The 11,914-nt window shown below is 72.7% G+C and carries 11 protein-coding genes; 6 read left to right on the forward strand and 5 right to left on the reverse strand.

Annotated elements, in window-relative coordinates; translation table 11 throughout:
- Together ONA70_RS29710 and ONA70_RS29715 are read right to left on the reverse strand one after the other, a co-directional pair.
- A partial coding sequence (locus ONA70_RS29710) for a class I SAM-dependent methyltransferase (RefSeq protein WP_265009804.1) occupies window positions 1–662 on the reverse strand: 662 nt, incomplete at its 3' end.
- A complete protein-coding gene (locus ONA70_RS29715) occupies window positions 662–1,426 on the reverse strand; it encodes an SDR family NAD(P)-dependent oxidoreductase (protein ID WP_265009805.1) in 765 nt (254 codons plus the stop codon). The genes ONA70_RS29710 and ONA70_RS29715, both read right to left, overlap by 1 nt.
- Before the next feature lie 171 nt (window positions 1,427–1,597).
- Here ONA70_RS29715 and mshA point away from each other — a divergent pair, with 171 nt between their 5' ends.
- The 3 genes from mshA to ONA70_RS29730 all read left to right on the forward strand — a co-directional run bounded on the left by mshA (window position 1,598) and on the right by ONA70_RS29730 (window position 4,537).
- Window positions 1,598–2,962: a D-inositol-3-phosphate glycosyltransferase gene (gene mshA, locus ONA70_RS29720; protein ID WP_265009806.1), complete on the forward strand. Its 1,365-nt coding sequence runs from the start codon at window positions 1,598–1,600 to the stop codon at window positions 2,960–2,962.
- 54 nt (window positions 2,963–3,016) lie between these two features.
- A complete protein-coding gene (locus tag ONA70_RS29725; protein ID WP_265009807.1) occupies window positions 3,017–3,550 on the forward strand; it encodes a type III secretion system chaperone family protein in 534 nt (177 codons plus the stop codon).
- Window positions 3,551–3,628: 78 nt separating this feature from the next.
- Window positions 3,629–4,537, forward strand: coding sequence for a hypothetical protein (locus tag ONA70_RS29730; RefSeq protein ID WP_265009808.1), 909 nt, complete (start codon window positions 3,629–3,631; stop codon window positions 4,535–4,537).
- Window positions 4,538–4,952: 415 nt separating this feature from the next.
- On the opposite strand, the gene ONA70_RS29735 is transcribed toward ONA70_RS29730, so the two are convergent.
- Together ONA70_RS29735 and ONA70_RS29740 are read right to left on the reverse strand one after the other, a co-directional pair.
- The gene (locus tag ONA70_RS29735; RefSeq protein WP_265009809.1) at window positions 4,953–6,209 is read right to left on the reverse strand and encodes an MFS transporter; all 1,257 of its coding nucleotides are present in this window, start codon (window positions 6,207–6,209) and stop codon (window positions 4,953–4,955) included.
- A gap of 112 nt (window positions 6,210–6,321) precedes the next feature.
- The gene (locus ONA70_RS29740) at window positions 6,322–7,644 is read right to left on the reverse strand and encodes an MDR family MFS transporter (RefSeq protein ID WP_265009810.1); all 1,323 of its coding nucleotides are present in this window, start codon (window positions 7,642–7,644) and stop codon (window positions 6,322–6,324) included.
- Window positions 7,645–7,795: 151 nt separating this feature from the next.
- Between ONA70_RS29740 and ONA70_RS29745 the strand changes: the two genes are divergently transcribed.
- Entirely contained in the window at window positions 7,796–8,563 is a 768-nt protein-coding gene (locus ONA70_RS29745; RefSeq protein ID WP_265009811.1) for a phosphoglyceromutase, read from the forward strand.
- Window positions 8,564–8,623: 60 nt separating this feature from the next.
- Here the strand turns inward: ONA70_RS29745 and phoU are convergent, their stop codons facing one another.
- Window positions 8,624–9,268, reverse strand: a complete 645-nt coding sequence (gene phoU, locus ONA70_RS29750; RefSeq protein WP_265009812.1) for a phosphate signaling complex protein PhoU — start codon at window positions 9,266–9,268, stop codon at window positions 8,624–8,626.
- A 277-nt stretch (window positions 9,269–9,545) separates the two neighbouring features.
- Here phoU and ONA70_RS29755 point away from each other — a divergent pair, with 277 nt between their 5' ends.
- Together ONA70_RS29755 and ONA70_RS29760 are read left to right on the forward strand one after the other, a co-directional pair.
- Window positions 9,546–10,766: a sensor histidine kinase gene (locus ONA70_RS29755; protein WP_406601267.1), complete on the forward strand. Its 1,221-nt coding sequence runs from the start codon at window positions 9,546–9,548 to the stop codon at window positions 10,764–10,766.
- A 22-nt stretch (window positions 10,767–10,788) separates the two neighbouring features.
- Window positions 10,789–11,472 carry a response regulator transcription factor gene (locus ONA70_RS29760; protein ID WP_265009814.1) on the forward strand — a complete coding sequence of 228 codons (684 nt, stop codon included), beginning with the start codon at window positions 10,789–10,791 and terminating at the stop codon, window positions 11,470–11,472.
- Window positions 11,473–11,914 lie beyond the last annotated feature (442 nt).

Raw genomic sequence — 11,914 nt, forward strand, 5'->3', positions numbered from 1 at the left:
TCGCGGGGGCCGAAGGGGGCGTAGCCGGCGGCGGCCTGCCAGGCGTCGTCCAGGGCGCGGATCAGGTCGTGGATCCGCTCGCCGGGGACGTTGCGGTGGATCAGCGCCTTCGGTAGCCGCTCGGCGAGCTGGGCCGGGCTCTCCAGGGTGGTCAGTTTCGCGGCCAGGGTCAGGGTGCGCGGGCCGGTCCGGTCGAGCAGCACCCAACTGCCCAGCCGCCCCAGCTCGTCGCAGGTCCCCTCGACCAGCAGCCCGCCCGGAGCCAGCCGCCCGGTGACCGTACGCCAGGCGTCGGCCACCTCGCTCTCGTCGTACTGGCGCAGCACGTTGAAGGCCCGGACCAGGGCGGGCCGGAGGCCGGCCAGCTCGAAGCCGCCCCGGGCGAAGGTCAGCCCGGGCGGTTCGGCGGCGGCCTGGGCGGCGGCCACGCGTACCGGATCGATCTCCAGCCCGACCACCCGTACGTCGGCGCGGACCCCGGTGGCGAGCCGGGCCCGCAGCTCGACGGCGGTGATCGGGGTGGCGCCGTAGCCCAGGTCGACGACCAGCGGGTCGGCGGCCGCGCGCAACGCGTCGCCGCAGGTCTCGGCGATCCAGTTGTCCACCCGCCGGAGGCGGTTGGGATTCGTCGTCCCGCGGGTGACGACGCCCAGCGGTTTCATCAGCTGACCCGGTGCACCTTGTGCTGGGCGGCCTGGGCCAGCGGGCGGACCACCAGCTGGTCGATGTTGACGTGCTGGGGGCGGGTGGCGCACCAGGCGACGCAGTCGGCGACGTCCTCGGCGACCAGCGGCTCTGCCACCCCGGCGTAGACGGCGGCGGCCCGGTCGGCGTCACCCCCGAACCGGACCAGGCCGAACTCCTCCGTCTTCACCATGCCCGGGTCGATCTCGATCACCCGGACCGGACGGCCGCACAGCTCCAGCCGGAGCGTGCCGGCGACGGCGGTCTGCGCGTGCTTGGCCGCGGCGTAGCCGCCGCCGCCCTCGTAGACGACGTGGCCGGCGGTGGAGCTGATGATCACGATGGTGCCGGCGCCGGACGCCTCCAGCGCCGGCAGCAGCGCCTGGGTGACCCGGACCGTGCCGAGCACGTTCACCTCGTACATCCACTGCCAGTCGCCCACCGAGCCGGATTCCACCGGGTCCAGGCCGCGGGCGCCGCCCGCGTTGTTGACCAGCAGGGTGACCGGCCCGGGCGCGGCGGCGGCCGCGGCGGCCAGCCCGGCGACCGACTCGTCCGAGGTGACGTCGCAGTCCACCGCGGTGGCCGCGCCGCCGGCCGCCTCGATGTCGGCAACCAGATCGGCCAGCCGGTCGGTACGCCGCGCGGCGGCGAGCACGTGGAAACCCTCGGCGGCCAGCCGGCGGGCGGTGGCCGCGCCGATCCCGCTGGACGCCCCGGTGACGATCGCGACAGAGGTCATCCGGTCATTCTCTCCCCGGTCCACGGTCGGCGCGGTGATGAGGTCCGTCACGCCGGGGACCGGCTGCGACGCATTTCCGAAGCCCGATGGGGAAGATGACATCCGGCGCGGAGGTTGACCGAGAAGCGCCGGTCGTGCGGGACGGCATCAACCGTGACAGAGGGAGCGGACGTGGCGGATTTGCACACCGGTGTCGGTCGTCAGCGAGGTGCCCTGCCGTGGCCGCGCCCCCGGCGGATCGCGACCCTCTCCGTGCACACCTCGCCCCTGCACCAGCCCGGCACGGGCGACGCGGGCGGCATGAACGTCTACATCCTGGAGGTCGCCCGCCGGCTGGCCGAGGCCGACGTCGAGGTGGAGATCTTCACCCGCGCCACCTCCGGCGACCTGCCGCCGGTGGTCGAGATGGCGCCCGGCGTCCACGTCCGGCACGTCACCGCCGGCCCGCTCGAGGGACTGACCAAGGAGGAGTTGCCCGGCCAGCTCTGCGCCTTCACCGCCGGCGTGCTGCGCGCCGAGGCCGCCCGCCCGCCGGGCCACTACGATCTGATCCACTCGCACTACTGGCTCTCCGGGCAGGTCGGCTGGCTGGCCAAGGAGCGCTGGGGGGTGCCGCTGGTGCACACCGCGCACACCCTCGCGAAGGTCAAGAACGCCCAGCTCGCGGCCGGTGACCGGCCCGAGCCGAAGGCCCGCGTCATCGGCGAGGAGCAGGTGGTCGCCGAGGCCGACCGGCTGGTCGCCAACACGCAGGTCGAGGCCCGCGACCTGATCGACCGGTACGACGCCGACCCGGCCCGGGTGTCCGTGGTGGAGCCCGGTGTGGACCTGGACCGGTTCCGCCCGGCCGCCGGTGACCGGGACGCCGCGGTGCGCGCCGCCCGCCGCCGTCTCGGGCTCCCCACCAGCGGATACGTGGTCGCCTTCGTGGGCCGGATCCAGCCGCTCAAGGCCCCCGACGTGTTGATCCGGGCGGTCGCCGCGCTGCGCGAGCGGGACCCCGGGCTCGCCGCCGAGCTGACCGCGGTGATCTGCGGCGGCCCCAGCGGCAGCGGCCTGGACCGGCCCACCGCGCTGATCGAGCTGGCCAACTCCCTCGGCGTCGCCGACCGGGTGTGCTTCCTGCCCCCGCAGACCGGCGACGCCCTGCCCGCCCTCTACCGCGCTGCCGACCTGGTCGCGGTGCCCTCGTACAACGAGTCGTTCGGGCTGGTCGCGCTCGAGGCCCAGGCCTGCGGCACCCCGGTGCTGGCGGCCGCCGTGGGCGGCCTGGTGACCGCGGTCCGGGACGGGGTGAGCGGGGTGCTCATCGACGGCCACGACCCGGTCGACTGGGCCCGTACGCTGGCCCGCCTGCTGCCGGACGGGCTGCGCCGGGCGGGGCTGGGCCGGGGTGCGGAGCGGCACGCCCGCAACTTCTCCTGGCACCGCACCGCCTCCGGCCTGCTCACCGTCTACGGCGAGGCGATCGCCGAGCAGCGGGCCCGGCTGGCCGGCCGGCTCTCCGGCGACCCGGCCCTGTCCTGCTCCTGGTGACCCCGGACGGTCGCCCCGGGGCGCGGGGCGGAGACCGGCCGTAGAGTGGGTGCGATGAGCCGCAGGAGTGAGCTCGCCGCGCTGATCGAGTCCGTCTGCGCCGAGCGCGAGCTGGAGTGGGAGTCCACCGGCGAGGCGTCGTACGCGGTCACGCTGCCGGGCACCCACAAGCTCAAGACGATCTGCAACCTGATCGTCGGCGAGCACGCGCTGCGGATCGAGGCATTCGTGATGCGCCAGCCCGACGAGCGCCGTGAGGAGCTCTGGGCCTGGCTGCTCCAGCGCAACGCCCGCATGTACGGCGTGTCCTTCTCGATCGACGCGGTCGGCGACGTCTACCTGACCGGGCGGGTCAACCTGGCCGGAGTGGACGCCGACGAGCTGGACCGGCTGCTCGGCGCCGTGCTGACGTACGCCGACGAGTCCTTCGACAGCATGCTGGAGATCGGGTTCGGCACCGCCATCCGCCGGGAGTGGGAGTGGCGGGTCAAGCGGGGCGAGTCGACCGCCAACCTGGCCGCCTTCGCGCACCTCTTCGAGCCGTCGGCGGGCGCGACTTCGGGTGCCGGAGGTTCGGAGCCGTCCTGACGGGTATGCCGCACCGCGCGGTGCGGCACTGTTGGGACCCACCGCGGGCCGAGGACGGACTGTCGAGGAGCGTGTCCCATGGCTCAGCGAAGCAGCTCAGGTCGCGGCACGACTGCGACGAGGACCAAACGGCAAGGTGGCAACAAGACCCCGAACACGCCGGGGATCTCCGAATCGGCGATCTCCCGGATGAGGGTGGACGACATCCGGGGCCAGCTCCGCCGCCGTGGGGTCGCCGGGATCTCCACCCTGCGCAAGCCGGAGTTGGTGAAGACCCTGGCGAGGACCCTCCGCGCGGAGAGCCGTGGCGGCGGCGCGGCACGCCGGCCCACCGGGCCCACCGGGCGGGCCGCGGCCACGAAGAAGGCGGCGGCCAAGAAGGCACCGGCGAAGAAGACCATCGCGGCGAAGAAGGCACCCGCCGCGAAGGTCACCGGCGCGCGGGCCAAGAAGGCGGCCCCGGCGAAGAAGGCCGCCGCGAAGAAGGCCCCCGCTGCGAAGAAGGCCCCCGCGAGGGCGGCGGTGACCCGGGCAGGCGGCGCGAAGGCGACCGGCGGTGCGGCCGGGAGGGCAGCACCCTCCCGGGGCGGCGGTACGGCGGCGGCGAAGGCGACGGGTGTGCGTACCGGTCGGTCGTCGGCCCGTTCGGTGCGCTCCTCCCAGCAGATCACCTCACTGGCGGATCGTCCGGAGCGTCCCGGCCGGAGCCTGGTGACCGCCAACCACGAGGTGATCCAGCGGTGGGCGCGGGCGCGCGGCGCCAAGCCGGCCACCATCGCCGGGACCGAGCGGGAAGGCCGTCCGGGCGTGTTGACGTTCAACATCCCGGGTTACCGGGAGAGCAGCCGGATCCAGGTGATCAGCTGGGACGACTGGTTCCGGACATTCGACCTCCGCGGCCTGAACCTGATCTACCAGGAGCAGATGCGGGACGGTCGGCAGAGCAACTTCTTCCGTACGGAGAACCCGAATCGGGAGGACGCCTGAGGTTTACGGGAATGGCGGGCGGGGACTCGCTGTTGGCCATCCCAGAGCCCGGACCAGGAACAGCCGGATTTCCGACACGGTGCTGTGACGGGCGAGACAGTGAACTGAGTTGAATCCGGAGATCCGGGCGAACTAACTTTATTGCACCGCGCCACGCTTGTAATCGTTCGGGGGAGCGGCGGATCGATCAGATCCGCGCAAGCGAGGTGCGAGGGATCGGGTGGAGCACACCGTTGGGGGACGGTGCCACCCGTGGAACCGGCGGCGCGAGCGGGCGACGCTTACGGGGGTGAGTGTCGCCCGCCGCCGCCGGGCGTACGGTGCGAGCGCCCATCCTGACGGGGGTCAGGGTGGGCGCTCGCACCGTTTCCGCCCTTCCGGCCCTCTTCCGGGGCCGGCGATTCCGGACTACGGCTCAGCGGTCTCCGGCGAGCGCCTTCTCCCGGCTCGCCACGGCGGACCGGAGCGCGGCGACCCGGCGTTCCCGGGCCGGACCGGCCAGCAGGTGCCCGGCCGCCGCGACCAGGCCCAGGCCGCCCACCACCAGCCAGTGCCGCTCGCCCAGGTACTCGAGGCTCAGGCCGCCGAGGGCCGGCGCGACGAAGGACGCCGCCGGGAAGGTCAGGTAGAAGACCGACTGGTAGCGGGCCCGTAGCTCCGGCGGGGCGAGATCCGCGTTGATCTGGGCGTTCGGGGGTGCGGCGAGCATCTGGCCGCCCGTCCACACCACCGCGGCGGCCAGGTAGAACGGCAGGTGGTCGGCGACGGCCAGCGCACCGAAGCCGAGCGCCATCAGCCCGGTCGAGACCGACAGCACGGTCGCCTTCCGGTACGGCGCGATCAGCCGGGGCACGAAGAGTTGGCCGGCCACGATCAGCGCGCCGCCGAGCGCCACCACCAGGCCGTACGCGGAGGGGCGCAGGCCGTCGGCGCGCATCGCCAGCGGCATGATCGTCGAGGTCTGCATGGTGAGCACGGCCAGCAGGAAGGTCAGCCCGACGAAGACCAGGAAGACACGGTCGGTCAGCGCGGTGTGCAGCCCCGGCCGCCGGCCCGCCGGCAGGACGGAGATCCGGGTACGTGGGTCGAGCGTCTCGGGGACCTTCAGGGCGATCACCGCCGCCGCGGCCAGGGTCGTGCCGGCGTCGACCAGGAAGAGCGCGAGGAAGCTCGCCTCGGCGAGCACGCCGGCCAGCAGCGACGCCAGCGCCATGCCCAGGTTGAACGCCCAGAACTGGAGGTTGAACGCGCGGGCGCGGCGGTCCTCCGGCACCACGTCCACGATGGCCGCGACGAAGGCGGGGCTGGGCATCGAGTGCACCACCCCGACCAGCGCGGCGAGCGCGGCGATCACCAGCAGGTCCCGACTGAACGCCAGCCCCACCATCAGCCCGGCCGCCCCGAGGTGCGCGGCGAGCAGGGTGGCCCGCCGGCCCCACCGGTCCGCGAGCACCCCGCCGAGCAGCGTGCCCACCGCCCCGCCCGCCCCGTACGCCCCGACCACCGCCCCGGCGAGGGAGGCCGACGCCCCACGCGCGGCCGTCAGGTAGAGCGACAGGAAGAGCATCGCGAAGGCGCCGGCCCGGTTGATCAGCAGGCCGGACCAGAGGTACCAGAAGGTGGCGGGGAGTCCGCCGGCCGTGTCGTCCCACCAGCGCCGCAGGCCGTGCACCCGTCCTCCATGAAGGTTTGTTAACCGATCCGTCCACGACCGTAGGCAGCCGGACCGACGCGCGCCAGCGTGGCCCTGCACACGGTGCCCGGACCAGCCGTCCGGGCGTACCTCAGGAGGTGGCGCGGACCGGCTCGGCGGGTGCCGTCGCCGCGGCCTCGGCCACCTCGGGGACCGGCGTGCGGACCACCGTGACCGGCCGGGCGGGCGTGGCCGCGGTGCGGAGCTGGGCCGCCCGCCGCTCGCGGGCGGGGCCGGAGACCAGGTGCGCCACCGCCGTCACACCGCCGACCACGGCGCAGCCGAGCCAGAGCGTGCTGTTGCCGGCGTGCTCCCGGACCAGGCCGCCGAGGATCGGGGCGGTGGCCCCGGCGAGCTGCCAGGAGAGCGAGAAGACGCCCTGGTAGCGACCGCGCAGCGCGGCGGGGGAGAGCTCGGCGATCAGGGTGGAGTTGGAGGGCGAGTTGAGCATCTCGCCGACGGTCCAGACGAGCACGGTGAGGCCGTAGAGCCAGGCCGCGTCGGCGAACGCGGTGAGCCCGAAACCGACGCCCGTCACCACCGCGGCGAGGGCCAGCACGTGCGACCGGCTCCGGCCCTTGATCAGCCGGGGTACGAAGAGCTGCCCGACCACGATCAGCACCCCGTTGAGCGCGATCACCGAGCCGTACGTGGCGGGGCTCAGGCCGGAGTCGCCCATGGCGATCGGCAGCATCGAGATGTGCTGGAGGAAGACCAGCGCGGCCAGCAGGTTGAGCGCCACGAAGCCCAGGTAGACCCGGTCGGTGAGGATGGTCCGCAGCGCGCCGGCGGGGGCGGCGTGCTTGACGCTCGGGCCGGCGACGGCCGACCGGGTCTCCTTCACCCGGGCGAAGATGATCAGTGCGGTGACCAGGGTGGTGGCCGCGTCGACGGCGAAGAGCAGCAGGTAGTCGGCCTGGGCGGCGAGCCCGGCGAGGACCGCGGCGCAGGCGAAGCCCAGGTTGATCGCCCAGTAGTTCAGGGAGAAGGCGCGCAGCCGGTCCTTCTCCGGCACCACGTCGATCATCATGGCGCCGAACGCCGGGCGGGCCGCCTCGGCGAAGGTGCCCAGCAGCAGTGCGCCCAGGGCCACCGCCCAGAGCGGCCGGGCCAGGCCGAGCCCGAGCATCATGGTCGCCGCGCCGAGGTGCGCGGTGAGCAGGGTGGGCCGGCGTCCCCACCGGTCGGTCAGGGTGCCGCCGACCGTGGTGCCGACCGCGCCGCCGACGCCCCAGAGCCCGATCACCAGGCCGGCCTGCGAGGCCGAGAAGCCACGCTCCTGGGTGAGGTAGATGGCGAGGAAGACCAGCACGAACGAGCCGAGCCGGTTGATCAGGGTGCCGGTCCAGAGGTACCAGAACGCCCGCGGCAGGCCGCCCGTCGTGTCCCGGAACCAGTTCTGTACCGTCCGCATCCCGACGCCCCCGTTTCGGTAATGACCGATCAATCTCGTGCGCCTTACAACCTAGTGTCGTCCCGGAACGCAGGTCATCAGCTTTTCCACGTGGTGGTCGTCACGACCGGTCCCTGCGCGTCCGTCCGCGCCGTACGGCAGGATGATCCGCATGACTGCGAGCGAAGGGCCCACCGTCGGGACGCTGGTCCTGCTGCGGCACGGCGAGAGCGACTGGAACGCCAAGAACCTCTTCACCGGCTGGGTCGACGTCGACCTGACCGCCAAGGGCGAGAACGAGGCGCGGCGCGGCGGTGAGTTGCTCCGCGAGCACGGCCTGCTGCCGGACGTGGTGCACACCAGCGTGCTGCGCCGTGCGATCCGCACCGCCGAACTGGCGCTGGACGCCGCCGACCGGCACTGGATCGCGGTACGCCGGTCGTGGCGGCTCAACGAGCGGCACTACGGCGCCCTGCAGGGCAAGAACAAGAAGCAGACCCTGGACGAGTACGGCGAGGACCAGTTCATGCTCTGGCGTCGGTCGTACGACACGCCCCCGCCGCCGATCGACGACAACGACGAGTGGTCGCAGGCCGGCGACCCCCGGTACGCGTTGCTCCCCACCGAGCTGATGCCGCGTACGGAGTGCCTCAAGGACGTCGTCGAGCGGATGCTGCCGTACTGGTACGACTCCATCGTGCCGGACGTCCTGGCCGGCCGTACCGTGCTGGTGGCGGCGCACGGAAACTCGCTGCGCGCCTTGGTCAAGCACCTCGACCAGATCTCCGACGAGGCGATCGCCAAGCTGAACATCCCGACCGGCATCCCGCTGCGGTACGACCTCGACCCCGATCTGCGCCCGCAGGTCCTCGGCGGGACGTACCTGGACCCGGAGGCCGCCAAGGAGGCCGCCGCCGCGGTCGCCAACCAGGGCCGCTGAGGTGTAAGGAAGGGCCCCTTGTTAACGCACGTCTGTTAACAAGGGGCCCCTCCTTCCCGCTCAGGCGGACGGCGTGCCGGTGATCAGATAGACCACGTGCTCGCCGGCGTTCACCGCGTGGTCGGCGAAGCGCTCGTAGAAGCGGCCGAGCAGGGTGGCGTCGATCGCGGTCTCCACCCCGTACGGCCAGTCGTCGCCGAGCAGCACCCCGAAGAGGCTCTTGTGCAGGTCGTCCATGGCGTCGTCGTCCCGGTCCAGCTCGGCTGCGATGTCGGCGTCGGGCTTGGCCAGCACCTTGCCGATCTTCTCGGCCATCCGGTCGGCGATCCCGGCCATGTCGGTGAAGATCGGCCGCAGCTCGGCCGGCACGGCCGGCGAGGGGTGGCGGCGCAGCGCGGTCTTCGCGACGTGGTCGGCGAGGTCGCCCATCCGCTCGAGGTCGGCGGCCACGTGCAGAGCGGTGATCATGGCACGCAGGTCGGAGGCGACCGGCGCCTGCCGGGCCAGCAGGTCGCAGACCCGCTCCTCCACGTGCCGGTAGAGGTCGTCGATCTCGGCGTCCCGTGCGATCACGGCTTCCGACGCCGCGCGGTCGGCGGTCAGCAGGCCCTTGGTGGCCTGGCGCATGGCGGCGCGGACCCCCTCCGCCATGTCCACCAGTAGCTGGCTGACAATCTGCAGGTCGGCCCGGAACTCGTCGCGCATCGTCACTTCCTGGGGTTGGTGGTCGCCGCCGGGCCGGGGAGGGCCGCGTACGGCGTGAGCAGGTGCGCGACCAACCGTAGGCCGGGGGAGCCGGCACGAAGGTGAACGCCGGTTAACGACGCGGGACCCGGGAGTGAACTTTCCCGGAAGTGAGCGTGGTTCGTCCTGTTCTGACCGATCGCCAGGTGAACAATGACCCTACTATCGCCGGGTGGAATGGGCGGTGGCGGTCGCGGTGGCCGTGGCTCTGGTGACCGGACTGGTCGCCGGGTTGCTGCTGTCCGGACCGGCCCGGGGCTGGTGGCTCCGGTCGGTGTCGGGGAGTGAGAGCTCCCGGAGTGCAGGGAGGCCCCCGATTCCCGACGACGAGCAGGGCGGGCTCTCCGCGCTGGGCCGGAAGACGATCGACTCGCTCCGCGCCGGCGTGGTGGTGCTGGACCCCGACGACGTGCCGGTGCTGGTGAACCCGGCCGCGCGGGCGATGGGTCTGCTCCGCACCGGAGCGGCGCCCGGATCCATCGCCGCCCACCCGTTGATCCGTACCCTCGCCGGGCAGGTCCGGCGCACGGGCGTGCGGCGCGAGATCGAGCTGGACCTGCCCCGTGGCCGCGACAGCGCCGGGGACAATCCGCTCGGCGTGCACCTGCGCGCGATGGGCCTGGGCGCCGGCTACGTCTCGATCGAGGCGGCCGACGTCACCGAATCGCACCGGCTGGCCCGGGTCCGGCGGGACTTCGTGGCCAACGTCAGCCACGAGCTGAAGACCCCGATCGGCGCCCTCCAGCTCCTCGCCGAGGCGCTGGTGGACGCCACCGAGCCGGCCGGCGAGGGCGCGGCGGAACTCTCCGAGGACGTGATCGCCGCCCGGCGGTTCGCCGAGCGGATCCAGCACGAGTCAACCCGGCTCGGCCGGCTGGTCCAGGAGCTGCTCGAACTCACCCGGCTCCAGGGCGCGGAGCCACAGCCCGCGCCCGAGCCGGTCGCCGTGGACTGGGTGATCGCCGAGGTAATCGACCGGACCCGGACCGGGGCCGCCGCCCGCCGGGTGGAGATCGCCGTCGACGGCCAGCGCGGTCTCACCGTGTACGGCAGCGACAGCCAGCTCGCCACTGCGTTGGCCAACCTGGTGGAGAACGCGATCAACTATTCCGGCGAGGACACCACGGTCCGGGTCACCGCCCGGGCCACCGACGAGCACATTGAGATCGCCGTGGCCGACCAGGGCATCGGCATCGCCCCGAACGAGGTCGACCGGATCTTCGAGCGGTTCTACCGGGCCGACCAGGCCCGCTCGCGGGCCACCGGCGGGACCGGCCTCGGCCTGGCCATTGTCAAGCACATCGCCAACAACCATGGCGGTCGGGTGGATGTGTCGAGCACTCTTGGTGGGGGGTCGACGTTCACCCTCCGGCTGCCCGCCAGCCCCCCGGACGACCTGGAGGCGACACTCAATTCGGCTGGGATCGAGGCCGGCCCGGCCGAGCTCCGGCAGGCCTGAGCGACAGGAAAGGAAACACCCGTTGAGCCGCGTACTGGTGGTCGAGGACGAGGAATCGTTCTCCGACGCCCTGTCCTACATGCTCCGCAAGGAGGGTTTCGAGGTGTCCGTCGCCGCGACGGGTCCCTCCGCCCTCACCGAGTTCGACCGGACCGGCGCCGACATCGTGCTGCTCGACCTGATGTTGCCGGAGATGTCGGGCACCGAGGTCTGCCGTCAGCTCCGGCAGCGGTCGCACGTCCCGATCATCATGGTCACCGCTCGGGACAGTGAGATCGACAAGGTGGTCGGCCTGGAGATCGGGGCCGACGACTACGTGACGAAGCCCTACTCGCCGCGCGAGCTGGTGGCCCGGATCCGGGCGGTGCTGCGCCGGCAGAGCACGGAGGCGGCCGAGTCGGGTGCGCCGACGCTGGCCGCCGGCCCGGTCCGGATGGACATCGAACGGCACGTGGTGACCGTTGACGGCGCGGCCGTGCAGCTTCCGCTCAAGGAGTTCGAGCTGCTGGAGCTGCTGCTGCGCAACGCCGGCCGGGTGCTCACCCGGGGGCAGCTCATCGACCGGGTCTGGGGCGCCGACTACGTGGGCGACACCAAGACGCTGGACGTGCACGTCAAGCGGCTGCGCTCGAAGATCGAGCCGGAGCCGTCCGCGCCGCGCTACATCGTCACCGTCCGAGGGCTGGGCTACAAGTACGAGCCGTGATCCTCTGGTCGCGGCTGTCGGTGTCGCCGGTTGTCGGGTGGTTTCGGTGCCGGTGGTCGCGGTTGTCGGGTGTGGCCCGCCATGCCCGGCTCCGGGCGGTCAGGCTTGATCCCTACGCCGGTCACGGCGGGCCACACCCGCGTCGTGGTCGTTCGCCGTCCGGATCCCTTGGCTCGTGGCCGGCCCGTTTTGCGGCATGTCGCGGTGTCCGGGTTTTGGATACGCCGGCTTGCGGCGGGGTCGAGTCGATCAAGCCGGACGAGGCTTGGGGCGCGACAGGGTATGCGGCCGGATTGTTCGGTTGTCGCGTTGCGTGCCTCGATGGGTGGAACGCTATGGACGTCTCCCGGCTCCGGTGACGTACATGGTGTTCCACTGACCCGGCGCGGAGTCGGGCGACTCGGTGCTCAGGTGGGTGGTGTGTCCGGTTCCGGTTGTGACC

The sequence above is a fragment of the Micromonospora yasonensis genome, from assembly GCF_026013475.1.
Taxonomy (GTDB): Bacteria; Actinomycetota; Actinomycetes; order Mycobacteriales; family Micromonosporaceae; genus Micromonospora; species Micromonospora yasonensis.

Bases quoted from the DNA above. Each gene is read 5' to 3' on its own strand.
- ONA70_RS29715 (WP_265009805.1), bottom strand. From the start codon at position 1,426: ATGACCTCTGTCGCGATCGTCACCGGGGCGTCCAGCGGGATCGGCGCG.
- ONA70_RS29725 (WP_265009807.1), top strand. From the start codon at position 3,017: ATGAGCCGCAGGAGTGAGCTCGCCGCGCTGATCGAGTCCGTCTGCGCC.
- ONA70_RS29730 (WP_265009808.1), top strand. From the start codon at position 3,629: ATGGCTCAGCGAAGCAGCTCAGGTCGCGGCACGACTGCGACGAGGACC.
- ONA70_RS29740 (WP_265009810.1), bottom strand. From the start codon at position 7,644: ATGCGGACGGTACAGAACTGGTTCCGGGACACGACGGGCGGCCTGCCG.
- ONA70_RS29745 (WP_265009811.1), top strand. From the start codon at position 7,796: ATGACTGCGAGCGAAGGGCCCACCGTCGGGACGCTGGTCCTGCTGCGG.
- phoU (WP_265009812.1), bottom strand. From the start codon at position 9,268: ATGCGCGACGAGTTCCGGGCCGACCTGCAGATTGTCAGCCAGCTACTG.